At 49.9% G+C, this 26,130-nt stretch carries 20 protein-coding genes and 2 tRNA genes; 2 read left to right on the plus strand and 20 right to left on the minus strand.

Features of this window, described 5'->3' with window-relative positions; all coding sequences use genetic code 11:
- Positions 1–92 precede the first annotated feature (92 nt).
- The 7 genes from EL628_RS12115 to EL628_RS12145 all read right to left on the minus strand — a co-directional run bounded on the left by EL628_RS12115 (position 93) and on the right by EL628_RS12145 (position 7,281).
- A complete protein-coding gene (locus EL628_RS12115; protein ID WP_126580203.1) occupies positions 93–413 on the minus strand; it encodes a ferritin family protein in 321 nt (106 codons plus the stop codon).
- A gap of 91 nt (positions 414–504) precedes the next feature.
- The gene (locus EL628_RS12120) at positions 505–1,866 is read right to left on the minus strand and encodes an FHA domain-containing serine/threonine-protein kinase (RefSeq protein WP_126580204.1); all 1,362 of its coding nucleotides are present in this window, start codon (positions 1,864–1,866) and stop codon (positions 505–507) included.
- Positions 1,867–2,137: 271 nt separating this feature from the next.
- On the minus strand, positions 2,138–3,628 hold the full coding sequence (locus EL628_RS12125; RefSeq protein ID WP_126580205.1) for an LCP family protein: 1,491 nt from the start codon (positions 3,626–3,628) through the stop codon (positions 2,138–2,140).
- A gap of 274 nt (positions 3,629–3,902) precedes the next feature.
- Positions 3,903–4,637 carry an XdhC family protein gene (locus EL628_RS12130; protein WP_126580206.1) on the minus strand — a complete coding sequence of 245 codons (735 nt, stop codon included), beginning with the start codon at positions 4,635–4,637 and terminating at the stop codon, positions 3,903–3,905.
- A gap of 61 nt (positions 4,638–4,698) precedes the next feature.
- Positions 4,699–5,016: an XdhC family protein gene (locus EL628_RS12135; protein ID WP_126580207.1), complete on the minus strand. Its 318-nt coding sequence runs from the start codon at positions 5,014–5,016 to the stop codon at positions 4,699–4,701.
- 42 nt (positions 5,017–5,058) lie between these two features.
- A complete protein-coding gene (locus EL628_RS12140) occupies positions 5,059–6,423 on the minus strand; it encodes a vWA domain-containing protein (protein ID WP_126580208.1) in 1,365 nt (454 codons plus the stop codon).
- Positions 6,424–6,426: 3 nt separating this feature from the next.
- Positions 6,427–7,281 (minus strand): AAA family ATPase, encoded by an 855-nt coding sequence (locus EL628_RS12145; RefSeq protein ID WP_126581934.1) that lies wholly within the window; start codon positions 7,279–7,281, stop codon positions 6,427–6,429.
- A gap of 319 nt (positions 7,282–7,600) precedes the next feature.
- Between EL628_RS12145 and EL628_RS12150 the strand changes: the two genes are divergently transcribed.
- Positions 7,601–8,245, plus strand: a complete 645-nt coding sequence (locus EL628_RS12150; RefSeq protein WP_126580209.1) for an NUDIX hydrolase — start codon at positions 7,601–7,603, stop codon at positions 8,243–8,245.
- Between the two features lie 243 nt (positions 8,246–8,488).
- On the opposite strand, the gene EL628_RS12155 is transcribed toward EL628_RS12150, so the two are convergent.
- The 10 genes from EL628_RS12155 to pgmB all read right to left on the minus strand — a co-directional run bounded on the left by EL628_RS12155 (position 8,489) and on the right by pgmB (position 18,813).
- Positions 8,489–9,592 (minus strand): aminopeptidase, encoded by a 1,104-nt coding sequence (locus EL628_RS12155; protein ID WP_126580210.1) that lies wholly within the window; start codon positions 9,590–9,592, stop codon positions 8,489–8,491.
- 137 nt (positions 9,593–9,729) lie between these two features.
- On the minus strand, positions 9,730–10,596 hold the full coding sequence (locus EL628_RS12160; protein ID WP_126580211.1) for an FAD binding domain-containing protein: 867 nt from the start codon (positions 10,594–10,596) through the stop codon (positions 9,730–9,732).
- 91 nt (positions 10,597–10,687) lie between these two features.
- Positions 10,688–13,021, minus strand: a complete 2,334-nt coding sequence (locus EL628_RS12165) for a xanthine dehydrogenase family protein molybdopterin-binding subunit (protein ID WP_126580212.1) — start codon at positions 13,019–13,021, stop codon at positions 10,688–10,690.
- Positions 13,022–13,158: 137 nt separating this feature from the next.
- On the minus strand, positions 13,159–13,668 hold the full coding sequence (locus EL628_RS12170; protein WP_126580213.1) for a (2Fe-2S)-binding protein: 510 nt from the start codon (positions 13,666–13,668) through the stop codon (positions 13,159–13,161).
- 363 nt (positions 13,669–14,031) lie between these two features.
- Entirely contained in the window at positions 14,032–14,673 is a 642-nt protein-coding gene (locus EL628_RS12175) for a hypothetical protein (RefSeq protein ID WP_126580214.1), read from the minus strand.
- Between the two features lie 228 nt (positions 14,674–14,901).
- A complete protein-coding gene (locus tag EL628_RS12180) occupies positions 14,902–15,288 on the minus strand; it encodes a cupredoxin domain-containing protein (protein WP_126580215.1) in 387 nt (128 codons plus the stop codon).
- A 228-nt stretch (positions 15,289–15,516) separates the two neighbouring features.
- Positions 15,517–15,593 (minus strand) — tRNA-Glu (locus tag EL628_RS12185).
- A gap of 67 nt (positions 15,594–15,660) precedes the next feature.
- Positions 15,661–15,734: transfer RNA gene (locus tag EL628_RS12190), tRNA-Glu, on the minus strand.
- Positions 15,735–15,904: 170 nt separating this feature from the next.
- The gene (locus EL628_RS12195) at positions 15,905–18,163 is read right to left on the minus strand and encodes a glycoside hydrolase family 65 protein (RefSeq protein ID WP_126580216.1); all 2,259 of its coding nucleotides are present in this window, start codon (positions 18,161–18,163) and stop codon (positions 15,905–15,907) included.
- A gap of 2 nt (positions 18,164–18,165) precedes the next feature.
- Positions 18,166–18,813, minus strand: coding sequence for a beta-phosphoglucomutase (pgmB, locus tag EL628_RS12200; protein ID WP_126580217.1), 648 nt, complete (start codon positions 18,811–18,813; stop codon positions 18,166–18,168).
- Positions 18,814–19,192: 379 nt separating this feature from the next.
- Here pgmB and EL628_RS12205 point away from each other — a divergent pair, with 379 nt between their 5' ends.
- The gene (locus tag EL628_RS12205) at positions 19,193–19,903 is read left to right on the plus strand and encodes a hypothetical protein (RefSeq protein WP_126580218.1); all 711 of its coding nucleotides are present in this window, start codon (positions 19,193–19,195) and stop codon (positions 19,901–19,903) included.
- 195 nt (positions 19,904–20,098) lie between these two features.
- Here EL628_RS12205 and EL628_RS12210 read toward each other — a convergent pair whose 3' ends face one another.
- From EL628_RS12210 to EL628_RS12220, 3 genes are all read right to left on the minus strand, one after another.
- Positions 20,099–21,373, minus strand: a complete 1,275-nt coding sequence (locus EL628_RS12210; protein WP_126580219.1) for a hypothetical protein — start codon at positions 21,371–21,373, stop codon at positions 20,099–20,101.
- 34 nt (positions 21,374–21,407) lie between these two features.
- Positions 21,408–22,763 carry an AGE family epimerase/isomerase gene (locus EL628_RS12215; RefSeq protein WP_126580220.1) on the minus strand — a complete coding sequence of 452 codons (1,356 nt, stop codon included), beginning with the start codon at positions 22,761–22,763 and terminating at the stop codon, positions 21,408–21,410.
- A 72-nt stretch (positions 22,764–22,835) separates the two neighbouring features.
- Complete coding sequence (locus EL628_RS12220; protein ID WP_161975453.1) at positions 22,836–26,120, minus strand: glycosyltransferase family 39 protein; 3,285 nt, start codon at positions 26,118–26,120, stop codon at positions 22,836–22,838.
- Positions 26,121–26,130 lie beyond the last annotated feature (10 nt).

A 26,130-nucleotide genomic window follows, 5' to 3' on the forward strand; every position in this document is an offset into this window, starting at 1 on the left:
AAGCTAATTGAGAGAGCGGGATCTTGTGTCCCGCTCTCTGAAAAATGACAATCCTTATGCATTGAATAGAGAACGGTCACTTACGAGATCTGTTATTGCTTCTCTTCAGCCTCCTCTCCTTTTTCGGCATTTGCGATAATATCGCCGTCCTGGAAAAGGATATTTTTTGCCCCCACACGCCACTTAGGAGTGCGCCGTAGCAGAAATTCTAAATCCATAGAGAAGTGCAGGAACTCTTCTTCTTGCGCGTGTTCCATAATCTTTTTCGCTTCCGGGTCCTGCTCGACTGAGATCCTCTGCTGATACCAGTTGATCGCTTCGCACTCCTCTTGTAGTGAGGCAATCATGCGAGCAAATGTACGTGTTTCCGCGCTAAGCTCTGTCGGGGGCTCGTGATATTGATCAAATCCCATCGTATCATAAAACCTTTCTTGTATTCATTGAAAGATAACCTGTGGCGGCACGCTCTTCAAGGGAGAATACGTCAAAGATTTTCTGTTCGCTTCAATGACCAGGAATCTCGAAGCGCAGACGGACACTGCCGAACGAGAGGAGATCGCCATGGTGAAGGAGTTCAGCCTTCAGGGGGGGAAGCACAAGCTGGCCCAGACGCGTCTTATTTCTACTTTTGAGATCCTCGATATAGAAAAAAGTCTCTTCAAAGCGAATGCGAGCGTGCTGGCGAGAGATAGTCATAGTGGGATCCAGTGTGCTGAGATCAAGGTCGGGGCTGACTCCACGTTTGGGGTCGAGCCGGCCAATGATCGTGCTTTTCTGGGTAATCGCAAACTTTTGGGGCGGGGCATTCTCAGATTCGAAAGAGAGATAGGCATAGATACCATCTGGTGTTGGAATGATAGAAGAGAGCGCGCCCGTTAGCGTTGTGATAGATCCAGGGGGAATGGTTTGCTGGAGCGCGATATCCAGCTCGGCAACGGATATCTCGGTTGTCAGGTTTGCACCAGGTTGTGTAGGACGTGTAGGCTCTTTACTTTGAGGAAGCGCCTGAGAGGGCTGATGCAGAGCCTGAGCAACCATTTCCAGGTCGGTATTGAGTAGTTTGAGATCATTATAGCGCTGTGCGGGGTCTTTCGATAGCAAACGTTCGACAATCTCTTGCAGGCGCGGAGGAGTATTATAGGTATACTGGTTCATGACTGGTATCGGACTGGCACTTTGAAGAATGCCCGTCTCAGCCGCCGTCCTACCAACAAAGGGAAGTCGTCCAGTCACCAGATAAAAGAGGAGCAGCCCAAGTTGATAGATATCACTGCTGGCTCTCGGGATGCCATCTTTCATATATTCTGGAGAAGTATAGCGGAGATCGATAGCGATAGATGCAGGAGGTTCCTGACCACTGGCCGAACTGAGATAGAGCAACAGAGGGCGCAGGCCAATATCATCAATCTGCATGCGATCAGTGATGCCAATAGTATCTATGGTGAGGTTGTGGGGGCGGAGGTCAAGTCCAGTTAAGCCTCGGGCATGGAAGACCTGAAGACCGCGAGCGACCTGTTGTACTAACTGAATGGCTCGTGTAACCGTAATATCTTCGGTATCAATGACATGCTGGAGGGTCGTACCGCGTGGAGGATCAGTCGCGATATAGATACGGTTACCATCAATGCCTCCTTGATGGATGCGCAGAACATGGGGAGATTCCAGGGATCGTCGTTGCTCCAGACTCTGAAAAAATGGTTGTACAGCAAACGTTGAGATAGTGGGGGGTAGCTCAATCACGATTAGCCCGACCACATCATTAGTATTGCGATTATAGGCTGTATAGTTGGTGATAGTGCCAATCGTTTTGAGCACCTGTCCAATACGATAGACATCTCCAATAAGGCGAGCATCATGCGCTGACATGTCGATCCCCCTGTGTGCAGGTATTGAAGGCTGCTCAATGTGTGCTAGAAGCCTCTGATACCGTTCGTCGCATTCTCTCTATTTTTGAAAATGGCATTTCCTGACCTGCCTATGTGTTTCTCCAGTATATACATCTTTAACTGTTCATGCAATAATGAACATAGGGAAGATACAGAAAGAAATACAGTGTCGCAGGTGTTGCCTGTACAGTATTTGTTAGCAAATACTGTACAGGCAACACCTGCGACACTCAATGACAAAGTCAGGCTGTTTAGTTGTAGAGATTCTGCTGGACGTAGGTTTTAATGGCATCCCAGTTGCCATCTTTAGCCGTGAGAATGGCCTGTCCTCCGCCTGCATAGGAGTCGACGAGCACATTATCATTGGTCAGACCAATATGGGCTGTATGAGGATCATTGAGATCCATTTTTGTGGAGAACTCAGCCAGATCGGCCAGCGACATATTGGTATATATGGTCTTCTGTAAGGCATCCATGGCATTAAAGAGGCTTGGCCATGTGGACCACTGTTTCACTTTAGCCAGGGTTGCTTTCACAATGATCTGCTGACGAGCTGAACGTGCAAAGTCTGTTCCCTCAGCTGGATTATCTTCAGAGTGGCGGGCGCGGGCATACTCAATGGCTCGCTCTCCATTCATATGCTGCTGACCCTTGGTAAAACTGACCGTGATCCAGCTGGCATCGACATTAGGATCATCATTTTTTGGATAGAGTGAGGTAAATGAATCAGGAACATAGACATCGACTCCGCCAATGGAATCGATCAGATCGCGGAAGCCGGTGAAGTCAATAGTCATCCAGTATTTTGTGTTCATCCCTGTAATATAATTAATCTTTTCCAGCGCAGCATCTCCACCGGCTTTCTGTCCGGCGATATTAGCTGCTTTCTGGGCATCATCCTGGTTGCTGCCACTTGCTTTTTGCTTCTGCAATTCTTCGTCATACGCTTTATTATACGAATATGCAAACACTGCATTCATTTTGCCATAATTGCCAGAGTTAGAGGGAACCTGTACCCACAGGTCGCGGGGAATCGAGACCAGAGAGGTATGGTGGCTCTGTGGTAGAACGCTTACATTCAGGATAGAATCCGTCAGAGTTCCACCTTCATGGGATCCTCCACCGTAGCCAAGTACCAGCAGATTGGTGCGCTCGCTGCCGCCCATATACCCGGTCTGTGAGCTTAAAGGAGACTGCGTTGAGATGGCGGAACCAAAAGCCAGGACATGTTGCAAGAGATTAAAGGCAACGATCACGAGAACGACCACAATGGCCAGTGTGGCAAGACAACCAATCTTGCCAGCATTTCTTTTTTTGCGTGGGCGAGCTGTCCGTGAGCTCGATGGCTTGTTTCCGATCTGCCCTTGTGATGGGTTCTGGTTAGGACGTTGTGGATAGACGGTTGGTGCCTCAGTAGGAGGGCGGTGCGTACTTTGGTGACCACGTTGTGGTGGAGCAGCGGGTGTATGTGGATAGGAGGGCTGATTTTGCCCGGCAGGCATATATGGTTGATATGACTCATTCTGTGCGTGTTGCCGGTTCTGTCGTGGTGCCTGATAGGGTTGAGGACCACTGGAAGGTGTGGCATCTGGCTGATACTGGTAGGGGCGACGTGGCTCCTGCTTAGGTGCATCTTGAAAGCCCCCTAAGATCAACTTTTCTTGTTTGCGATGTGGTTGACCATGTGAGTGAGATGAATCGGGCTGTGTTGGCTCATCCTCTGAAAAACGAGAATTCGGCATGTCCTATCCTTTGCTCTATAAAAAAGAAAAATTGCATATTAGTAAGTTAGCCATACTACTTTTTGCTACTTGAGAACATCCAAAGAGATATGATGTGTGTGAGCTAAGCAGTTTCGTCTAATCATAAAGACGAATGGAGATACAGGAAGTTTCATTGGGCCGCTCTTTTGTGAAAAAATTCACATTCCGGCGCACCTGATGACGTAATTATTCATAGTGCTCCTCTTCAGTATGATCTGTCAGATAACTCTCTGTATGAGCCCTGAAAATAGCGTTATTGTGCTTGTTGATGGCGGAAAGCTATAATCTCAGCCATAATAGCAAGTGCAATCTCTTCGGGGTTAGCGGCTCCGATTGGAAGCCCAATGGGACCATGAATGCGTGCCAGTTGTTCTGGGGTGAGGCCCTGACTCTGTAGACGTTTAGCGCGCTCCTGGCTAGTTTTGCGGCTCCCGATGGCCCCAATATAGCCTACCTGGCGTTCTAACACAACTTTGAGCGTAGGCTCATCAAATTTAGGATCATGGGTAAGGACGGCGATGGCTGTCGAGGGGGAGAGTCTGCGTTGGGCTAACACCTCATCAGGCCAGGCAACGATGACTTCATCGGCATGAGGAAAGCGTTCTGTGGTTGCAAAGGCGGCGCGGGCATCGATGATGGTCACGCGATAGTGTAAGGTTTTCGCGATAGTCGTTAAAGGGATAGCGATATGGCCAGCACCTACAATAATTAATTCAGGTGGTGGAGGAAAGCCCTCAATAAAAATCTCAAATGCCTCATTGGCCAGTTGATAATGATGAAGTTGAGCCGAACCACTCCAGAGTGCCAGTTGTGCATCTGCCTTGACTTGCGCATCGAGCGTTGCATCTCCGAGGGTCCCGCGAGAGCTAGCATCTGGAAATAGCAGCAGTTTTGCTCCTACGTGGTGAGGTCCACGGACGAGTGTTGCCAGAGCAATACCCTGTTCCTGAAGAAGATGTGTTTGGAGCTCTGAAAATAGTCCGCTCATGACTGTTATCTTTAATCCTTCGTTGTGTTGTTGTTCTTATTGTTACGTTGGGCTACGATTATTACCAGTCTAAACGTTCGACAAAGACCTGGATGGTACCTCCGCAGGCCAGCCCGATCTGCTCAATGTTCTGTTCTTCTGTGATGCCAAACTCCAGCAATTGAGGCTGTCCCTTCTTGATCACCTGGAGAGCCGCTTCAACGACGGCTGGTTCGACGCAGCCGTTGCTGACTGAGCCCGCAAGCTCGCCATGTTCACTGACCGCTAGACGAGCACCGGGACGCCGTGGTGCGGAGCCAGACAGACTGATAACGGTGGCGATTGCGACCTGTTCGCCACGAGCTTGCCATTGTGCAATCTCTGATAGGATCTCTCTCATTGTTGGCTTCCTCATTTCTGCCCGGGTGGGCTTATGATGACGTTAAAGTTTGCGTTTACTCCAGGCTGCAACTGCCTTGCGACGAGCACCTGCGCTGCGGTCGGGCCGGCTATCGTCGATGGTCGAGAGGAGCTTCCCCAGACTTATGAGACTATCGAGATTGTGAGCAGGTAGAAAATCATCTACAAAAGGAAGTGCGGTCTTCATGCCAATCGTTAAGGGGCGATATTCGGGCGAGCCCAGCAATGGGTTAAGCCAGATCAGGCGATGGCAGCTATGCTGGAGGCGATCCATCTCAATGCGTAGTGTGCCAGCGTCACCACGATCCCAGCCATCGCTGATCAGGAGCACAACAGCACCATGTCCCAATACCCGTTTGGCCCAGGTATAGTTGAAGTAGTGTAGCGCATCGCCAATCCGTGTGCCGCCAGACCAATCCTGTACTGATTTTGAGACATCGCGTACGGCATCATCCACATCGCGTTTTTTGAGTTGACGGGTGACTCTGGTCAGGCGCGTGCCAAAGACAAAAGCCTCGACATTGAACAGACCATTTGAGATGGTATGAATAAAATGCAGCAATAGCCGCGAGTATAGACTCATTGAGCCACTAATATCGCAGACAATGACCAGTGGACGTGGCTTCTGCTTAATTTCGCGCCAGGTCAATTCAATCATCTCTGAGCCATATTTTAGATTTTTGCGCACCATGCGGCGCATATCTGTATAACGACCCTGACGTGCAGATGTTTTGCGATGAGTCATCCGCATGCCTAAATGCCAGCGCATTGCAGCCATGAGCTTCTTCGCTTCCTGTATCTCTTCCCAGCTAAAGTTCTCAAAATCTTTCTGGCGTAGCTGCTCTAAGGCGCTGTAGGCCGATCCCTGGGGCCTCCCCTCATCTTCATCTCGCTCTGTTCCGGGTTCTTCTCGCTGAAGTGCCGGGCTATTTTTCATCTCACCTTTGAGCTCTTTATGGGGCTCGCTCATTGTCATATGTTCAGCCATTCGTCTGCGTTCAGAGGGTGGGAGACGGAGTGGATGTTTCTCGCTTTTTTCGCCCTTTGCATTCCCTTTCCCCGTCTGGTGGCTTAACTCCTCGCGCATAAACCAGAAATAGTTGAAGAGCTGGTTAAAGATGGTCTCTTGCTCATGGCGTGTAAGCAGGCAGCATTTTAGCGTCGCATAAAAGTCTTCTTTATTGGTCATATCAATATGGTCGAGCGTCGCAGCGAGATCAATCACTTGATGAGGTCCAACGTTGATACCGCTCTCCCAGAGCAAGCGTCCAAATTCAGTCAACCGATAGAGGAGCCGATCACCACGCTCAATCTCAAAGGGCTGCAATGGCTCGAAGGCTTGCTGTGGATCATTGGAGGGTTCAGATGGATCTGGATAGGTTGCCATAACTCAGATCCCTCGTGTTTTTTGCAGCAGTTTATGCAGATCGACTCCGCCAACCTTAAGGATATCGTCCTGATATTTGAGCAGGGAACCCAATGTATCGCGAACCGTCTCATCGACCAATTCACTCTGTTTTAGTGCCAGCAAAGAGCTCAACCAGTCAAGTGTCTCAGAGACGCCAGGAGCTTTATAGAGCTCGATACTGCGGAGTGTATGGACAAACTGACAGACCTGTCTGGCCAGCTGCTCTGGTGCCTCGGGTAAGCGTGCCAGGACAATCTGATATTCCTTCTCAAGAGAGGGAAAGTCGATCCAATAGTAGAGGCAGCGGCGACGTAAAGCATCATGGATCTCACGCGTTCGATTGGAGGTTATAATCACAATGGGAGGCTCTTTGGCCTGAATCGTTCCAATCTCGGGGATCGTAATCTGGAAATCTGAGAGCAGTTCAAGCAAGTAGGCTTCAAACTCCTCATCGCTGCGGTCGAGCTCATCGATTAAGAGCACAGGTGGAGTGAGATTGGAGGGATCAATGGCTTGCAGAAGAGGGCGTTGCATAAGAAAATCAGGGCCAAAGATCTCTTTTGTCTCCATCTGTGTGTTCAGGCCACGCCCTTCAAGCATGCGAATATGGAGCATCTGTCGCGTATAGTTCCATTCGTAGACTGCTGTGCTAATATCGATCCCTTCATAGCATTGGAGGCGTAGCAGGCGTGTATTAAGCAAGGATGAGAGCACTTTGGCGATCTCTGTCTTGCCTACTCCAGGCTCCCCCTCAAGTAAGAGGGGTTTTCGCTGTTTGAGAGCCAGATAGATAGCAGTAGCGAGACTGCGATCAGCAATATATGAGTGAGCAAACATAGCACGCTGTATATCATCGATAGAAGAAAATTTGGTTGACAGATCCTGCTCCAATAGAAGCCTCCAGACATGAACTAGTGGTGATCCTTACAGAGAAAGAGATTATGCTTTATTCTAAGCTATCATGAAGGCGATCTGCAACCTTCCCAAACTGTGCGGAAAATTGAGCTTATCTTGCTTCTGTCTGTACGTATGGGTTCAGTCCAGGCTCAGGCGTCCTGGAGGACGAAGAGCTCAGCGTTGTATGATCTGTGTGTGAACATTGTAAATCAAACAAGTCTCTCAAAGAGCAGTCTGTTGAGTGAAGGCGAGATAGGTGATGGAGAACGAGCTAATAACTATTTTTGATGAGCAGCGGCAACGAATTGGCGTGGGAACACGTGCAGAGGTACATGCAAAGGGATACTGGCATGAGACCTTTCACTGCTGGTTCGTATCAGTAGAGTATGGGAAGCTCTATCTTCTCTTTCAACGCCGGTCTGCACAGAAGAAGGAGTATCCCAATCAATTGGATATTACCGCTGCTGGTCATTTGCTGGCTACCGAGACAGTAGCGGATGGTGTACGTGAGCTCGAAGAAGAGTTGGGTATCAAGCTGCGCTTTCAAGATCTTACCGAAATCGGCATTATTAAAGGGATGAACATTATCAGAGATGCGAGTTCTCGCATCATCATAGATGATCGCGAGTTCTGTCATGTTTTTCTCTATTATTTGCAGTCCCCGATTGAGAATCTTGTGTTGCAAGAGGAGGAAGTTGCTGGCATTATTAAAGTTGAAATACAAGATTTTGAACGGTTGATTGATCAGGAGTGTCAGCACATTATCGGGTATCGATATGAGTTTCATGTGGATGGGGAGCGATGCTGGCAGCAGGAGATCCTGAAGAGAGACGATTTTTGCCCACATAGTCAGTCTTATTACCAGCAGGTAATTTATGCAGCCAGGTCAATATTTGCTCAATAAGAGAGTTTTTTCTAGCGCAGAAGCGTATATGCTTCTTTTGGCTGCTTTGTAGAACCAGATAGTAGAACAGATGGAGAGAAGAGCCCCTTCTCCTCACTCGAGCGAGGAGAAGGGGCCAGAGACATTGGAATCTTGCATTCCGCCCATCGATGGTCATTTCAAAAGAGCGACTTGATAAAGCGGCAGCTATGGCAGGCTTTGTGTGTAAAAGCTCAATCAAGATCTCGCTATTTTTAGCGAAAGCTAGATTAAGATCTTGCCATCTTTAAGGAATAGGGTATTATCGATCCAGACCTCGCCATTGGTACGGAGATCGCAGATCATATCCCAATGGAGGGCAGAATGATTCAAGCCACCAGTCTCGGGATAGCTTGAGCCAAGCGCCATGTGGATAGTGCCGCCAATCTTCTCATCGAACAGAATATTTTTAATGCCATGAGTGATATTCATGTTGGTGCCAAAGGCAAACTCACCTAGATACCGGGCCCCTTCATCGAGATTCAGCATCTGCTCCAGGAAGGCCTGGCCCTGGCGAGCAGTTGCCTCAACGACCTTTCCATCCTGAAAGACCAGCCTTACCCCTTCGACTGAGCGGCCATCGTACGTGGCAGGGATTGCAAACTCGACGACCCCATTCACGCTTTTCTCAACCGGGCCAGTAAAGAACTCGCCACTAGGGAAATTGCGCTTGCCATCGCTATTGATAAAAATACGGTCTTTGATTGAGAGCCTGAGATCGGTCCCCTCGCCGATGACATGGACCTCATCATGTCCAACGAGCCAGTCAACATATTTCTGCTGTTGAGCACCAAGCTCTTTCCAGCGTGCAATCGGATCGGGATCATTCAGGAAACAGACATTAAAGACAAATTCTTCAAACTCGTGGAGAGACATACTGGCTTCCTGAGCATAGCCGGTTGTGGGGTAGAGCGTGCCACACCAGCGGAACTCGCCAGCCTGCTCACGCCTGCGGAGCACTTGAGAAAGCGCATGAGAAGACTGCCGACGTCTGGCAACGCGAGCGGGATCGATAGAGGTAAGAGCTTTCGGATTGCTTGCAGATTGAATACTGAGGCGGGCAGTGGCTTTTTCAGCCATTACTTGTGCGATTGGCGAGGACTGAATAAGCTGTTCTTCGCTGCCCTCGCGAAGCAGAATCTCCTCATAATTTTCAAGGGTGAGAATTGGAACGGGCTGTGCCCCTACATGGAGAGCTTCGCGGCAGACAGCCTCGATGAGCGGACTCGCCACAGGAGATCCATAAATTGCAAGAATATCGCCCGTCTTGAGATAGAGACAATAATGTACGAGAGTATGAGCCCAGCGCTCAATACGAATGTCATGCATAGTTCAACAAATCCTTCTTGTTAAGGTGACCATTAGCTATGGCTGAATGGAACTTTTCTATTATACGTCAGCATCTCCAATGGAAAGGCAGCGTCATGTGGGTTATGACGCTGCCTTTCCATTGAAATAGCTTGAGCTTATGCTCGCTCATAGGCCTGTTGAATGGCCCTTCGGACCATCACAATCGTCATCTGGCGGCGATACTCTTGAGACCCATGAATATCCGAGAGAAACTCAAGCCCGTCAGGAGCTTTCTCTGCAGCCTGCTGGATGAGTGTTGGATCGAGTTTTTTTCCAATGAGCGCGGCCTCAACGGAAGTTGCGCGGCTGGTTTGAAGTGCTGCACCGGTGATCGTAAGACTGGCAGCAGTGCACGTCCGAGTGTTATCCAGCGTAACGATCGCAGCGCTGCCCGCAATAGCGTAGTGAGAGGCCTTATTCTCGAGTTTCGTATATGCAGAGCCTGTCTGAGCAGGAAGGAGAGGAAGCTTGATTGCAGTGATCAGCTCATCTGGCTCCAGAGCAGTTGTAAAGGTACCGAGGAAAAAATCGTCCGCAGCCACAGTCCTGATGCCATCTGGACCTTGAAGAATAATCTCAGCTTTCAGAGCCAGAATAATACCAGGCATATCAGCAGCGGGATCAGAGTGGGCGATACTGCCGGCAACGGTGCCACGATTGCGAACCTGCTGATCTCCAATCACTGATACCCCATCGATAAGCAGTGGAAAGTGCTGTTTGATCAGTTCAGCCCGCTCAATCTGTGCATAGGTAGTCATTGCACCAAGCAGGATGCTCTGGCCCTCTTGCCGAATATAAGAGAGCTCGGTAATTCTGCCGATATCAATCAAGTGTTCAGGCTGAGAGAGGCGCAGCTTCATTGCAGGGATCAGACTATGACCGCCAGCCAGGATTTTGGCTTCATCCCCATATTGCTGAAGAAGGGCAATGGCCTCTGCAACCGATGTCGCAGAATGATAATCGAATGCTGCTGGGACAGACATGGGTTATATTCTCCTCATTTTATCGTTTTTCTATCGCTGCTTGTTGCTTGTTGTACAGTGGAGAGAGTGTTGTGGCTCTCCCCACGATACATTATCGTTGCTGAATCAGCCGCCATAACTTTTCGGATGTTAGAGGCATATCGATATGGGGTACGCCCAGGGCATCCGCAATTGCAGCTACTACAGCTGGTGTTGAGCCAATGGTGCCAGCCTCGCCGATCCCTTTGACTCCCAGAGGATTGACCGGAGTCGGAGTAACAGTATGAGCAAGCTCAAAGAATGGGAGCTCGGGAGCTGTGGGAAGCGCATAATCCATCAGCGTGGCTGTCAGCAACTGACCATCCTCATTATAGACCACGCCCTCGTACATTGCCTGTCCAATCCCCTGAGCAATGCCTCCATGGATCTGGCCCTGTACAATCATGGGATTAAGCTGTCGGCCACAATCATCGACTGCGACGAAGCGCGTGATATGTGGCTCGCCAGTGGTCTTATCAATCTCCACCGCACAGATATGCGTACCAAAGGGGAAAACACAGGCATCAGGTTCAAAGAAGACCGTTATCTCCAGACCTGGTTCAATCCCGGGCGCCAGGGTATTGGAGAGATTCGCCGTAGTGGCGACATCACTAAAGGGAATAGCTTTCTGTGGTGAGCCAGCAACTGAGAACTTCCCGTCAGCAAGAAGAATATCCTCAGGACTGGCCTCCAGCAGATGCGAGGCGATCAGCTTCATCTTCTCTTTGAGTTTCTGGACAGCATTATAGACAGCGGCGCCTCCAACTGCCGTCGTGCGGCTCCCATAGGTTCCCCGTCCCTCGGGAGTTGAATCCGTATCGCCATGTAAGATCAGCACCTGTTCCACTGGAATACTAAACTCATCCGCGACAATCTGTGCGAAGGTTGTCTCTTCCCCCTGACCATGGGGAGAAGCTCCCGTATAGACCATCACCGTTCCAGATTGTTCGACGCGGATGCGAGCGCTCTCATAGAGTCCGACCGGAGCCGTACCCTTGGGGCCGAATCCGCAGATCTCAATATAAGAAGAGATTCCCAGGCCAACCAGGCGTCCTTCAGCACGTTGTTGTGCCTGTTGAAGGCGTAGCTGTGGGTAATCAATCAGATCCATTGCCTTTTGGAGTGCCGCGTGATAATTACCAGTATCATATGTGGCGCCAGCCGCAGACTTGTAGGGAAACTGTTCGGGCCGAATAAAATTGAGGAAACGGACAGCCGCAGGATCTTTTCCCAAACGATGGGCAACCAGATCAATAGCGCGCTCGATGGCATACGTGGCCTCTGGGCGGCCTGCACCGCGATAAGCATCGGTCGGGGCTTTATTGGTAAAAACAATATCCGCGCTCAGATGGACCGCAGGGATATCATAAGCTCCACAAGAGACCGGGAAGCCAAAGGCAATCATGATGACATCAGTAAAGAGCTGCGAATAAGCACCAAGATCAGAGATCCCATACACTTTTAAGCCGGTAATCTTCCCTTCTGGGGTCGCAGCTGCCTCAACATAATCGATCTGATCTCGGCCATGAACGGTCACCGCAAGATTCTCGCTACGATCCTCAATCCATTTGACGGGATGACCTGTCTGCATAGATGCAAAGGCTGCCAGCATCTCTTCGGGATAAACATTCAGTTTCGAGCCGAACCCTCCCCCGACCTCAGGTACAATCACGCGCACCTTATGCTGCGGCAATCCAATCTGTACTGCAAGGATATTGCGCAACAGATGAGGAATCTGAGACGAGCTCCAGATAGTGAGACTCTGATCTGCTTTGCGATAGTCTGCCACCACCCCTCGTGTCTCCATAGAGACAGGAGCTACACGCTGATTGATCAGGCGTGTTTTGACGATAACGCCTCCCGCGGCTTGAGTTTCCGCAAAAATGCGATCAATCTCTTTGGAAGGAGGGTGCATCCCATAGGCGATATTGGTCCCAAACTCCTCATAAAGAATGGGCGCATCATCTTGCATTGCTTGTTCCACATCGACCGCTGCTGGGAGAGGCTCATAATCTATATCGATCAGATCGATCGCATCGCGAGCACTATAAGGATCTTCCGCCAGTACGACTGCGACGGGATCGCCATAGAAGCGGACCTTACCGCTTGCCAGGGGGCCCCGACAACCCATCCCTTCACTGATATACCCAAGTGGAACTGCAACGGCCACATTGCCCACCTTCCCTTGTAGATCCTGGGCCGTATAGACCGCCACCACGCCAGGATATTGGCGAGCTTCAGTCGTATCAATATGAAGAATGCGAGCATGTCCATAAGGGCTACGGAGGACCACCATATGGAGGAGTCCTAGCAGCTTTAAATCATCAACATACGTTGCTTGACCAGTAATTAAACGAGGATCTTCGCGCCGTTTGATCGGCGTCCCAAGCATAGCAGCAATGCCCATAACGATGGATGCCCTTTCTCATGTTCTTTCTCAAAGTATGAAAAACGTAACATCCCTGCTTTCTTGTTTGTCGCGCACAGGTTGAGATAAAAGGCGGTGAACTATGGGACAACGACGTGAGAAGGGAACGTAGCGAATCAGTCGCTGGAGGCGACGGGTTGGGCTGCTGTCGAGGCATGCATCTGCTCTGCGGCGGCCTGAACGGCTCGTACAATATTCTGATAACCAGTGCAGCGACAGATATTCCCTTCCAGCCCTTTGCGGATCTCGGCCTCAGTTGGGTGAGGATTGTGCTTCAGGATCTGATAAGAAGCCATAATCATGCCTGGAGTACAGAAACCGCATTGAAGACCATGCTGTTCCCAGAAGCCCTCTTGAATGGGGTGCAGACTTCCTTCAGGAGCGAGCCCTTCAATCGTAGTCACCTCGCAGCCATCCGCCTGAACGGCTAGAAGAGTACACGCTTTGACGGCCTCTCCATTGAGCAGGACCACACAGGCACCACATTGAGAGGTATTGCAGCCCACATGTGTGCCAGTGAGATCAAGCACATCGCGGAGATAATGGACTAAGAGGAGACGTGGCTCAACTTCAGAACGATGGCGTTGTCCATTGACAGTGACAGTAATTGCATGCTTTGTACTCATGATGGTTCTCCATCTTTTAGAAATGTAACCCGCCCAGATGATGCGAGACGTATGTGTCTGTTGTCAAAACGTAGAGACGCCGGGTTCCTGACGCCCTCATCACGTTTTGCTGTTTCTATTGGGCGTTGAGTGATAGAAAACACAAAGGTGAAGGCCTGCATGGTTGCTATGGAGGGAGATAAAGCGAGAAGGACTTCTCAGCCTCCGTTACCTGATAGACCCGATGAAATCGTTCACACAAGCGAGGACAGATCTCTACGAAAAAGAGGGTAGCACACGCGAGGTCAGGTTGTCAATGATAGAAGGTCTGGAGCGGCCTGATGAGATTGGCCACTCCAGATAAATAGATCTGATTGAACAGGGCTAATTTTTCTTTTTTCCAGGAGGGGTTGGCGTCATATCTGCCCCTGGAGCACCTGTTGGGGTTGCTGATGCATCGGGAGAAGGGGTAGGCGTGACCGTAGCAGGAAGAAGCACAAAATAGGCGGCGCGGGCCTGACTGGCTGTGCAGGTATTGCCTCCACCGTTAAATGTCACATCGATAAGGGTCACATGATTAACGAGGGCAGGATTTGTGTCCTGGGGAACGGAGATAGGAAAGGTTGCCAGGCCATCAGGAGTTGTTGTCGCACTCACCGTCGTATCGGCGCGTTTATCGGCCCAATGGACCGTAGCCAGAGCTGTGGCGCCACTGATGCCCTCTGGATTACCATTGGTGATGCGAGTATATTTGGCGTTCACCACAATAGTGCTGACGCCAGCGCGGGGGGTTGTTTCCGTGACCCAGGCGGCGCAAGAAAAAGGTGGTGGCGGAGGAGTTGGAGACTGTTTTTTGCCCAACTGAATCGTCACAGTAGGGACAGGGCCATTGCTGGCAGTAGTGGTCGTGTTTGTTGCACCACAAGCCACAACGATAATGCTCAGTACAAAAAGAAGGAGGATAGCACCGCTTTTAACGTAGAGAGAGACGCCCTTTTTTATCTGTTTTTCTTCTTGTGGTTGCATAGAAGTCATATCCTTTTGTTATGAAAAGATAGTGCGAGGAGTATTGCACAGAATTATCAATCTCGCTAGAGCAGAGTATACCATCTTTTTGGCGATAGAGAATCAAATTAGATCATTTGGGTAGTGTTTTTGTACGCTATAGGTGGAATGGCAGTGGATCACTGGAAAGAAGAAATGGTAAAGCATGTTCGGCTTCATGCTTTACCATTGAAACATGCTGGTTTACAGCTATGGAGTAACCGTAATGGTTAAATTCATGCCGGGGTGGATGGTGCAAAGAATGTTAAAGGTTCCAGCCGTATTAAAGGGTCCGATGGTAGTAACATCATTGCCTTTGAAATCGGCGGCGACATCTGGTGCACCTGTTTCTTTGGTTTTTTGCTGTTGTCCATTCGCCCATGTGCCATTGGCAATGACGTGGGGGGCTGCGACGGTATCCACCAGATCCAGATACTGACCTTTTTTAATCGTCACCGTTGATGTGATAAAGGTCGTGGCACCCATTTCCGCTTTAGGATTTTGTGGGATTGTGGAAGTGTCAATGACTCGACAGGCTGAAAAAAGAACAGAGACCAGTGCAAGAGTGAGCAGACCGAATAAGAGCTTTTTATACATAAGTGTGTCTTGGAGTCCTCCCTAGTATTAGAGTTCTTTTACTTCCCCTCCCGGATCCAGCTCTAGGCAGAACATCCAGATGGGTTAGTCCTACTATAGCAAAATGTCTCGAATATAGCAAAGAGAAGAGAGCGAGTACTTTTCTCTAATCGGGATAAGAGCGAGACAGTTATGAGAGAAGAAAAAAGCAGGCCAGAGCGTCAATGTATGCTCTGAACTGCTTTCAATTGGTAGCGCATACGGGATTTGAACCCGTGATCTCCGCCTTGAGAGGGCGATGTCCTGAACCGCTAGACGAATGCGCCAGATAGGTGTGTTCTCAATCCATTGCTGGAACTTTTGGTAGAGGAGGTAAGCCTCATAAAAGTGAGATAGCGCATACGGGATTCGAACCCGTGATCTCCGCCTTGAGAGGGCGATGTCCTAAACCGCTAGACGAATGCGCCTTGTGAGATGTGTGCTTCCCAGTTATTTCCGGTAGGCTCATCACGGGGTATATAATATCGCGACCTGACGATCTTGTCAAGGGGTGTTGTAGAGAAATTTTCTGCAATTGGAAAGAGAGGTCGGGTCCTTAAAGAACTCGACCTCTCCTGTCTCAGTGATCTACTGTGGATTAGCGATGGAGATCAACGTGAATGGCCTCCCCTTTATGCTTAAAGCTAAATGCGAGCCGTTTCCAGCCATCAGGCCAGTGCGGATTTGTTGTGTAGCCATGCTCGTCTACGCGTAAGCCTGCAATTCCTAGAATTGCAGCCTGCCAGACGGCGCCAGCACAGGCGGCATGAACACCCTCGGGCGTATTACCGCGGAGATTCTCCAGATCCACCAGCGCACCGGCTAAGAACAGCTTTACCACATCTGCTGTTCGCCCTAATTGAGAGGCCAGAATAACATGGAGGGCTGGTGTGAGCGATGACCCGTAGGCATGATCGGTAATGGGATAATAATAATCCCAGTTGACCTCTTTTGTTTTAAGATCAAACTCGCGCTCCAGCACCGTCAAGAGCATCAGCACATCGGCCTGCTTCACGATCTGATAGCGCTGGACCACCTCGACACCGAGAATACCTTGATAGGAATCTTTACGACCTTCAAACTTACTCTGATCAAGTTTTGGGAGATCAAAGAAGCCCTCAAACTGTTCGAACAGACCAGTCTCTGGATTTTGTGGGATGCGGATATGTTCAATGATATCCTGCCAGTAGGCCAGGCGTTCGTCGGTCAAGTTGAGTTGCTGAACGAGCTGGCGAGCCTTCGTGGGGGAATTGGTTTTTAGCCAATCCAGAGCTTGTAAAGCGCACTGAATATTGTTACGGGCCATATAGTTGGTATAGGCATTATTGTTGACATGCTCATGCCACTCATCGGGTCCGATCACATTGGTAATCTCATACTCTGTACGTTCAGGATTTTTCTCGACGCGACTGGCCCAATATTGAGCTGTACTGAGCAGAACCTCAGCGCCATACTCCTGTAGAAAATCATCATCGCCGCTAACGCGCCAGTACTCCCAGGTGGCATGAGCGATGCTTGAGGTGATGTGCAGTTCAATAAAGCCATTGAGAACAGGAATCAGTTCGCCCGTTTCTGGATGGATGATGGAAGGAGGCGTCGTCTCATCTCCGCTCAGAGTGCTCTCCCAGGGATACTGTGCGCCCTCATAGCCATTGCTGGCAGCCTTTTTGCGTGCTGCTGGCAAGAGATGATAGCGATAAAGCAAGAGATTGCGCGCTATATCTGGGAGGACATAGGTAAAGAAAGGAAGCATAAAGATCTCTGTATCGTGGAAAACGTGGCCGCGATAGCCAAATCCCGTCAGCCCTTTAGCAGCGATACTATAGCGCGTATCATGAGAGGAGGTATTGATGCGCAGCTGGTAGAGACTATAGCGGAGCCCGACCTGGGCCTTATCATCGCCTTCTACCAGAATATCCGCCTCTTGCCAGAAGTGTGCCCAGGCCTCGCGCTGTGTGGTGAGTAAGGACTCAAACAAGAACTGCCCATTGTACGACTGAGAGACATTGTCAGCGCTCAGGAGTGCTCGATGATGTTCAAGCGCAGTCCGAATAACATCATCTGTCCCATCGCGCGATGTATACATCACTACCACTTTCTCGGTGGTCAGGGATTCTCCGGGCTTCAGACTGCCATAGAGCCGAATGCTGGGCGAGATATCCGAATCCAGGATCTCCTTGCGGAAATCGGTTCTATCGGAGGTAAAGCTCATCGTCTGAGCCAGTTGCACGAGCGAGCGCTTTGTCTCCGTATGGAGCCAGAGCAGATCATCTGTATGAGCCTGATCGACCGTCTCCACATGCATCAGGTTATAATTGCCCTGAGCCGTATTGAAGGACGAACGAATCAAGATTTCCGCCGGCTGATCATCAGGAGTACTGTCAACAGTGATACTGAAGCGGATGATCCCTACATGTTCATCGGCAAGGCTGGCAAAGCGTTGGGAGTTGATGCTGATCCGAACACCATTGGGGCTCTCCCATGAGACTGAGCGACTGAGTAGCCCTTGTGTAAGATCTAGAGAGCGATGATAGTCTAGAATCGTGCCACGATCCAGACGGAAGCGTTCATCGTTAACAAAGAGCTTGATCTCAGTCCAATCGGGAATATTGGCAAGCTCTTCTTTGGCAATGGGTACCTGATCGAAGACACCATAGAGAAGAGTGGCTGTATCGGCGCGTGGGTAGCCTTCTTCAAAGGTACCACGTGTGCAGAAATAGCCATTGCCAATCGTATAGACGGTCTCCTGACTATGAAGTTTTTTGAGCGTTGGATCAAAGCTATCCTCATAAACCGTCCAGAGAGGTGCTGTCTCTCCTTCAGACGTATGAATGTTTTCTGTTTTGCTGGTGAGCATCTTTAGACCTCAAGAAGCGTTTGTAAACGAACATTAGCGAGTGTTGGAATGACCTTATCCGGGCGCTTGAAGCGTTCGCTGGGCCCGATCGCCAGAGCTCGCATGCCAGCGTTTTTAATGGCTTCGATCCCGGCATCTGCGTCTTCTACACCAAGACAGTTATGCGTTGGTACGTGTACGAGACCCGCTGCATAGACAAAGATATCGGCGGCTGGCTTGCCATTGACAACGCTATAGCCATCGGCAATTCCATCGAAGAGAGACGTAATCTTTAAGCGATCAAGGACAATATCTGCATTTTTGCTTGCAGATGCAATTGCGGTTTTGATGCCAGCTTTCCGAATCTCTTCGAGCAGGGCCTGGCCACCAGGGACAACCTCACCAGGTGACATCTTTTTGATAAGCTCGTTGTAATACTGATTTTTGCGGTTCATCATTTCCTGTATCTGTTCTTCAGAGTACTGGCGACCGCGAATCAGGTACATTAAAGAATCGCGACGTCCTACTCCCCGAAGGTGGGCATCATTCTCTTCATGGGTGAATGGAATACCCTCGTCATCGGCGAGATGCTTCCATGCCTGATAATGATATTCGGACGTATCGGTCAGAACCCCATCCAGGTCAAAGATAATAGCCTGTGGTTGTTGCATAATTAAATCTCTCCAAATGTTGAGATGAAAGATTGATTCGCATAGAGCAGGATCTAGAAAAAAGATCCCTAATGTATGAACGAACGAAATGGGGATAGGGGTACATTCGGGCAAACCCCAGCATAAACTCATCTTATGATCGATGGGAAGAGGGAGGTTTTCTCTAGAGTAATTGATGAGCTTTTGTTTAAAATTAGGAAGAGAAGAGCTCTGTGCCGCACGTTTAGAAATTGACCCTGTCGCCCGGTCTTACATCTTTCGCGGAAGAATTCGTGAGCTGAAACTTCTTTTTTGTGCGTATAGTATATGGGAGCTATCATTGGTAATGTTTGAGGGTAATGTTTGAGAGGAATCGATCTCGAAAGGTTGAGGGACCAGAATGAACGTACCACTACAGCTGGGTTGGCAGCAAGTAGTTTTATTATTGATTGCAATTGCAGGGATTGGTCTGCTAATCTGGTCGGTCATGGGGCTGTTTGTTTTGCACAAACAGTGGGAAGAGTATGAGGATGAGCGGGGGCGTATCTACGGACGATGGAAGCACCGGAGGCGTTTTCGTTGGAAACATAGCATTGGCGGCATTATTGCTCTTTTATTCGCGATCTCTTTGCTCTGGCTGACATTTGCTGTCCAGACCTATCTTGGCCTGACCAATAATATTAAGGTCGCGACCGTTCGTGCGACGCCAATTGCGAATTTTAAGCATCAGATGAGCCTTGATCTGACTCTCTATAACAGCGATGGCACGACGACCACGAAGACATACGGTGTCTATGGCGACGAGTGGATGCTCCAGGGTGACATTGTGAAGTTCCCTGATTGGATGAATATCATTGGCGTCCACTCTGGCTTTAAAATTACGCGTCTGGAAGGTCGTTACGATGATCCAAATCTGGAGCGGAGTGCCGAGCGAACGGTGGTCGAACTGAATGGGGGGGATGATAATTTCTTTACAACGGTGCAGAATCAATCCTGGACCAATCCCTTTGTGCAGGCCGCCTATGGCAGTGGAACGTTCCTCAAGGCTGATGGGAAGACGTACGATGTCTTTGTGTCTCAGGATGCTCTGACGCCGCGACCAGCGAAGTGACGAGATTCAGCTGAAATTCATACAGTGAATGATAGCAATATCTTGGCATGATAATTATACATAGGTATCTTGTAACCTTTCATAGCATTGAAGGTCTGTCTTCTTCAAAGAAAGCTATACGTATCTTGAAGAAGACAGACCTTCAATGCCAATCTCAGGCACTTTTATGAAAGAGGCCAGGCGCTTGATACACCTTTAGGGAAAAGGGGTTGAGCGTCGCAAAAACAGATCGACCACGCCCAGCAGAGCAGGAATCTGGGCGCAGGTAATCAACAGGAAGCGCATCAGATCCTCCAGCGTTGGCTTCTCCATCAATCTGTAGAGCCATTTACCAACGTAGCTCCCGCCTAGAACCGTCAGGGCAGCTGGTAGGGCCAGCAGGACCTTCCAGGGCGTATCGTGCCAGATGCCAAATGTGCACACTCCAAAGACGATGCCACTGAGCAGATAGCAGCGTGTCTCCGTAAAGCTGGTACGGTGCAGCAGCGTAAAGGTCAGAACGGCTGCAAAGAGTGGAATCGGCAGCCAGAGCGAGGGCTCCTGAAGCGCTACAGGTAGAATCTGATTGACATGGACAATGCCACGATAGTGTAAAAAGTACAGTGTATAGAGATCGCGCCCCATCAGCAGCAGCGACCAGAGAAATGGAGCGAGCAAGTAGATGCGAGCGCGCTTCTCTAAAGCACGTAGAAAGGCCATCGCAAGGCCCGCAAAGAACGCAACCTGTGGAATATAGAGCGGACTTGTCTGGCGCGTCAACGAGAATTGCAGGTAGATGTGATACATATGTTGAGCCGACGGCTCAGTACGTACAATCGGAATATTCTTGAGCGCCTGGACCAGATGCGGCGAGTAATTCAGGTAGAACGGTCCCAGGATAGCGGGGCAGACAAACTCCAGAAACAGTAGCGAGATGATCAGTGTTGTCAGCCAATTGATGGGCCGATAGGCACGAAATGCGATACGAGCCGCCACAAAGCCCATGATAATCGTAAACCAGGACCAGCCCAGCATTGCGTGCGGCACCGACCACTGCGTCTCATCCAATCCAAAGGCCGAATGCCAGAAGTTATCGAGCATAATCGTAATAGTTAGAGCGACCAGCCCACCACCAAGAATGACCAGCGGCCCCGCCACTTTCATTCGTAGGACCGGCATCCGAATCGAGGGCCCAAAACACGCATTCAGGCGTGGAGTAAAGGCAATTGTCGCTACCAGCAGGCCAGTAATCATCGTCATAATAAAGACAAAGAAATGGGGTGGAGACCAGAAGTTGTCAAAGCGATGAGTGGCATGCCAATAGCGATCCCAGAGTTTGCCTGCGCCGGTCGAGGCAAAAAAGATGAAAAATGTGAGCCAGAGGAGCCGATATGACCAGACCAGACTACGGGGAGGTCTTCTATCTGACAGGACAGATTGCTCCGGTTCCAAAGGGGCTGAATAATCAGGTTTTGATGAGAGTTGTTGCATCGATCTGCCTACTTTCTCTCCATTGAGCGTGCAATTAAATGCTCAATGAGGCAAATTCCGTCTGTTGGAGTGCATCGAGAGCCGTCCCCATAGCCTCGGTTGTGAAGTAATCTTCATAGCCGATACCAGTGCCAGCATGGCTGCGATACACCTGGAAGGTGGGCGTCATTCGATAAAAAAAGCCATGATACGTCGATTGATAAAAGTTATGGGAGAGCACATCAATCAGCTTTGTCTCTTTCTCCATCTGGATCTGTGGCTGACCCAGTTGATGCATCAAGAGATTGTAGCGATGGAGTGCAATCAGCGAGAGCGTCTGCGCTCGTGTCTCTTTATAGCTTTGTTCAAGCACATTGGTATCCAGATCAAGAGCGAAGAAGAGGCCACCATTGACATCATCCCAGAGCCGACTGGAAAACATACTCTGGAGCACCTGCCCTGCCACATCCAGATAGTGCTGATTGTGCGTGAGATTATATGCCGTCAGCAGCGCCTCAACCCCATTGCCCTGTGTACTGGGTTTGGCCTGATGATTGAGGACCTGCTGAGATCCATCAGCCAGGACATTGACATTGTTATAGAAGAGATGGGTCTGAGGATCAAGAGCGACCGAGATGACATGATCGATCCCCTCCTCACCGGCAGTCACCCAGGTTGGTTCATTCCAACGTTTGCCCGCATCGATCAGAGCGGCGGCGCAATTAAGAGCATGTTCGGTATTATAGACGCCGGGACTATGGGCGCGGTTGTAGACCAGGCCAGCATTAGGATCATACCAATGGGTATAGAAATTGGTTGCCGCGAGATGAGCTTCATTCACCAATTGATCATCATGTAAGAGCGATCCATCGCGCAACAGGTAAAAGTAGATCCACCCTTTGGGAACATTATAATTTGCAAAATCTGCTCGAATATAGGGGAGAGCCTTCTGGATATCGCCATTGAAACTTTGATCCTGAGGATGGAGCGTCTTATATTCGGCCAGAGCATTTAAGTAATACAGCTCAACCTGTGGATCATGGCTCCCCGAGGTCTCACCATCGGAACCAGTTTTCAGGGCATTGGTCTGGGATGGATCATCCATCTTCCAGTTGATGTAGAGGCCGCCAGTTGTTTGCCCATGATCCATCGCAGAGGCATTCCAACCGTGCTCCCGAATATTCAGGAGCACTTGTTGGGTTAGCTGATCGATAACAGGAGAGAGCTGGCTCACCTGTGGCGTTGGAATGGGAGTGCCAGGAAGTGATGCCTGTTGTGGCGAGGTTGTAGGTGGTGGTTTGGGAGCCACCTTCACCGCGTGAGGTGACTCGCCACAACTGACCACCGTCAGTAGAACGAGCGCAAAGAAGCCATAGATGGCCACATGAGCTCCTGGTTTTATTATCATCATCCTTCTCCTACATTTCTTTTCAGCATAAGCAACTGAGCCTATAGAAAGGTATCGGTCTAGCTGATCCAAACATTAGTTTCCAGTGCTACGGAAGTAGACGGCACTGCCATAGCCTTCATAGACCGTCCGGAAGTCAGGAGGAGGAAAATTGAAGCGCGCATTTTTGGTAACGCCCCCTTGATATCCCCCATTGTCTGATATCAACCAGATGCGTTTATGCATGGCAAGCTCAGTCTGGAAATCTGCTTGATTGAGAAGAGCATGAGAGCCAGTTGTGGTCTCAATAATCTTGCCATCGCCTTTTTCAAACAGGAAGAGGGCTCGATCCACCGAGAAGTAGGCATCAACATGTCCAAGGTAATAGGTCGCAATGACCGCAGGTGAGGCGGCAATCACGAAATCTCCAGGCTGCTCATGATCTTTGATATATTGGGTTGCATTATCATAGTCAGCAAAATGATGGTGATAAGGTGTCCCCATGATGCGATTCAGAAAGAGGTTAGAGTTGCTAAGCGGTAACATTGGAATCAAAAGCACACTGGCACAGAGCAGTCCAGCCGTCATGCCAGTCCCTATACGTACCATCAAGGGAAGAGACGACCCTGGCTGCCGTTGCCTGTTCATCAGAGCGAGCAGAGGGCGCATGATATGCCAGAGAAACTGTAAGACCTGCCAGAAACCATAAGCCGCCATAGTATAGAGCAGTGGAAGCAAAGGATAATAGTAGCGATCAGCCTCCATAGTAAAGATGCAGGCCAGCGTGAGACTGGAAACGATCAAAAAGGTGGCAACATATTGTGGGCGACGATCTTTGCGTATAAAAGCCACCACACACCCTAAGAGAGCCAGGTAAGCATTGATCGCAATGAAGGGTGTTGAGACGACCCAGGGAGTGGGACCATCCTTCGGTGGGAATGGTGCAAAGAGCAGATGATAGTAGTAGGATATATTATTGAGCGTCGGCGCAATCTGTGGGCGCTGACTCTGATCCGAGCCAAATTTTGGTGGATGACTCAGAAACACAATTGAGAGCTGGATAATAATCACCGTCGCTCCGAGCAAGAGAGCCAGCCACCAATGTTTTTTGCGCATAATGGATGGCATGCCGTAGCGTCCCTCGCGGCTTGCACCCAGAGCACTGAGAATAATCGCAGGGAGAATGATAAACACCTCTTCATGGCTGAAGTAAGCAATTAACATCGTCCCGACCGCGATAAAGACCGGTTTAATCTTCTCTCGATACTGCAAGGCCCAGTAGAGCGTCGCCACGACAATAATCACCATCAACTGAGCCAGCTCATACATACGTACCTGGCGCGCCCATGTCATAGCATAGGGAGAGAACGCCAACATAGCCGTCGCCAGCCACGCTATTCTGCGATTGAAGAGACGGCTGACCGTAACATACAGAATTGGAAGCCCTGCAATATAGGCGAGAATGCTAATCAGGCGTGGAACGATAGGATTTGTCGTCCCTCCAATGCTCAAAAACAGTGCTAACAGGTAGGAGAAGAGCTCTCCTTTGGCATAGACAAACCCCGAAATGAAGGCGGGATACCCATGAGCCATAATGAAACGGGCTGCATAGAAGCTCGAAAGCTCGTCCTGCCAATAGGGTTCGTAATCGGGTTGATAACAGACCATGACCAGGCCCAGCAGGAAGACAGGCAAGATTGCCCAATTGTGCTGGAGCCAGTAGCGGACCTGCTGATTGCGCGTCTGTGGCGCTCGTACCCGACGTGGAGGTGCCTGGTAGGTAACAGGTTGCTGGCGTGATTGTTGACGTAGTGAATACCAGAAGCCAGAGGCACTTATCACCACCGTCGCCAGAAGCAGAGTTGTCCATTGCCAGTCATAGGGAAAGGGCTGTGGGAGCGAGCTCTGGCGTCCAAGCACCACGAGCGTTATCTCTAATGCCAGAGCGGGTAACCAGATCAGGCTTCCGGCAGCAAGTGCCGCTTTTCTGGTTGGATAGTAACGCCGAAGCATCAGGAGTGAGAATGCCAACCAGAAAACAAGGACGCCCAGACTACTCCACCCACAGACCTCAGCAATCTGAGAGGCCGGGATAACCTGAACATTGCGAGGGGTATTGCTATCGGGCAAGTAGAAAGCATGGCTAGAACCTGGACGACCGATTGTCGCGGGAATATGCCATGAAAAGACGGCATTGCTGGCATTGGTCCAGCCAGCTACGGAGTGTGAAGAGGCATGCCAGCCATTGTCATTGGCAAGAGGATTCGTATAGTTCGTGTAGTTGGTGCCTGAGCCAACAAGCATATCGGCTGATAGCGCACTACGCAGCGAATCCAGGCCGACTTTTGCAATCGCAGAGCCAGGAGCCAGCACATGAATTGCTATCGTATTCGTACCTGTATGAATGTACGGAGTGACATCATAGACCCCCATCAACAGGCCGTTGCGATAGGGAGCTGGTTGCCCGTTTGTGCTCAGGTAGGTAACAGCATTCACCTGAGGAATATTGACCAGCCCATTCCACTGCGCATACAGGTGATCATTGATAAACACCTGCGCCTCACCCGTTGCAACAATGCGTAAGAGCGCGTTATCAAAGCTATTTGTCACCGAGAACTGTCGGACATAGAAGCTTTCCAGCCGGGCTCCATCGCTGATCCAATGCGTAGGCATCGGTTGAGTATAGACGAGAGGATTCATCAGAAGTGGAGCAGGAGCAGGAGCAGTCGTCGCATATTGAGCATTGGGCCAGCGGCTGGCATCAAAGGCTGGTACAGACCAGGAATAGATGCTGGCAGCTCCTCTTGGCTGTGCCAGCGCTGAATCGCTCGTCATCTGCCATGTATTATCGCTGGGATAATATTTGGTTTTGTTTCCCCACATTGTCCCAATCGTTGCGCGGAGCTGGGGATGGCCATTATCAACGTTAGCAACGCGTATCCCAATCACATTTTTGCCAACAGTGACACTGGCGCTGAGATCAAACATATAGGTCTGCTGAGTCTGGCCTTGAACAAAGTCGAGCGTATTAGAGCCAACGAACACCCCATTGACATAGAGCCGAAAGACCTGACTTGCAGCGATCGTAATAAAGGCATTCTCAGGTGGAGCATCAAAAACCATCGTCGTCCTGAAGTAGCTTACCACTGCTTTAGGATCATTTGTCTGAATCCAGCGAGCATTCTGCCAATCTGGAGTAAACGTTTTGGGTTGTGGAACGAGAAATGTTTGAAAGGCAAACCAACTGGCTCCGCAGCAGGCTAACAAGAGGCAGAACCAGCTAAGGAGCTGAAACAAGAGACGCTGTTGTTTCGGTTTGCGTCGTTGCACAACTGGATGGGGTGGAGATTGTTCACCTGGACGTAATGTAGAAGAAATCACACACAGCCAC

This window comes from Tengunoibacter tsumagoiensis (genome assembly GCF_003967535.1).
Lineage (GTDB): Bacteria > Chloroflexota > Ktedonobacteria > Ktedonobacterales > Ktedonobacteraceae > Tengunoibacter > Tengunoibacter tsumagoiensis.

Excerpts from the sequence above, each read along its gene's own strand:
- pgmB (WP_126580217.1), bottom strand. The coding sequence starts at position 18,813 with ATGCAACAACCACAGGCTATTATCTTTGACCTGGATGGGGTTCTGACC.
- EL628_RS12205 (WP_126580218.1), top strand. The coding sequence starts at position 19,193 with ATGAACGTACCACTACAGCTGGGTTGGCAGCAAGTAGTTTTATTATTG.
- EL628_RS12130 (WP_126580206.1), bottom strand. The coding sequence starts at position 4,637 with ATGAGCGGACTATTTTCAGAGCTCCAAACACATCTTCTTCAGGAACAG.
- EL628_RS12135 (WP_126580207.1), bottom strand. The coding sequence starts at position 5,016 with ATGAGAGAGATCCTATCAGAGATTGCACAATGGCAAGCTCGTGGCGAA.
- EL628_RS12215 (WP_126580220.1), bottom strand. The coding sequence starts at position 22,763 with ATGATGATAATAAAACCAGGAGCTCATGTGGCCATCTATGGCTTCTTT.
- EL628_RS12175 (WP_126580214.1), bottom strand. The coding sequence starts at position 14,673 with ATGCAACCACAAGAAGAAAAACAGATAAAAAAGGGCGTCTCTCTCTAC.
- EL628_RS12210 (WP_126580219.1), bottom strand. The coding sequence starts at position 21,373 with ATGCAACAACTCTCATCAAAACCTGATTATTCAGCCCCTTTGGAACCG.
- EL628_RS12155 (WP_126580210.1), bottom strand. The coding sequence starts at position 9,592 with ATGCATGACATTCGTATTGAGCGCTGGGCTCATACTCTCGTACATTAT.
- EL628_RS12120 (WP_126580204.1), bottom strand. The coding sequence starts at position 1,866 with ATGTCAGCGCATGATGCTCGCCTTATTGGAGATGTCTATCGTATTGGA.
- EL628_RS12195 (WP_126580216.1), bottom strand. The coding sequence starts at position 18,163 with ATGCTCACCAGCAAAACAGAAAACATTCATACGTCTGAAGGAGAGACA.
- EL628_RS12145 (WP_126581934.1), bottom strand. The coding sequence starts at position 7,281 with ATGTTTGCTCACTCATATATTGCTGATCGCAGTCTCGCTACTGCTATC.
- EL628_RS12165 (WP_126580212.1), bottom strand. The coding sequence starts at position 13,021 with ATGGGCATTGCTGCTATGCTTGGGACGCCGATCAAACGGCGCGAAGAT.
- EL628_RS12150 (WP_126580209.1), top strand. The coding sequence starts at position 7,601 with ATGGAGAACGAGCTAATAACTATTTTTGATGAGCAGCGGCAACGAATT.
- EL628_RS12160 (WP_126580211.1), bottom strand. The coding sequence starts at position 10,596 with ATGTCTGTCCCAGCAGCATTCGATTATCATTCTGCGACATCGGTTGCA.
- EL628_RS12140 (WP_126580208.1), bottom strand. The coding sequence starts at position 6,423 with ATGGCAACCTATCCAGATCCATCTGAACCCTCCAATGATCCACAGCAA.
- EL628_RS12170 (WP_126580213.1), bottom strand. The coding sequence starts at position 13,668 with ATGAGTACAAAGCATGCAATTACTGTCACTGTCAATGGACAACGCCAT.
- EL628_RS12180 (WP_126580215.1), bottom strand. The coding sequence starts at position 15,288 with ATGTATAAAAAGCTCTTATTCGGTCTGCTCACTCTTGCACTGGTCTCT.
- EL628_RS12125 (WP_126580205.1), bottom strand. The coding sequence starts at position 3,628 with ATGCCGAATTCTCGTTTTTCAGAGGATGAGCCAACACAGCCCGATTCA.
- EL628_RS12115 (WP_126580203.1), bottom strand. The coding sequence starts at position 413 with ATGGGATTTGATCAATATCACGAGCCCCCGACAGAGCTTAGCGCGGAA.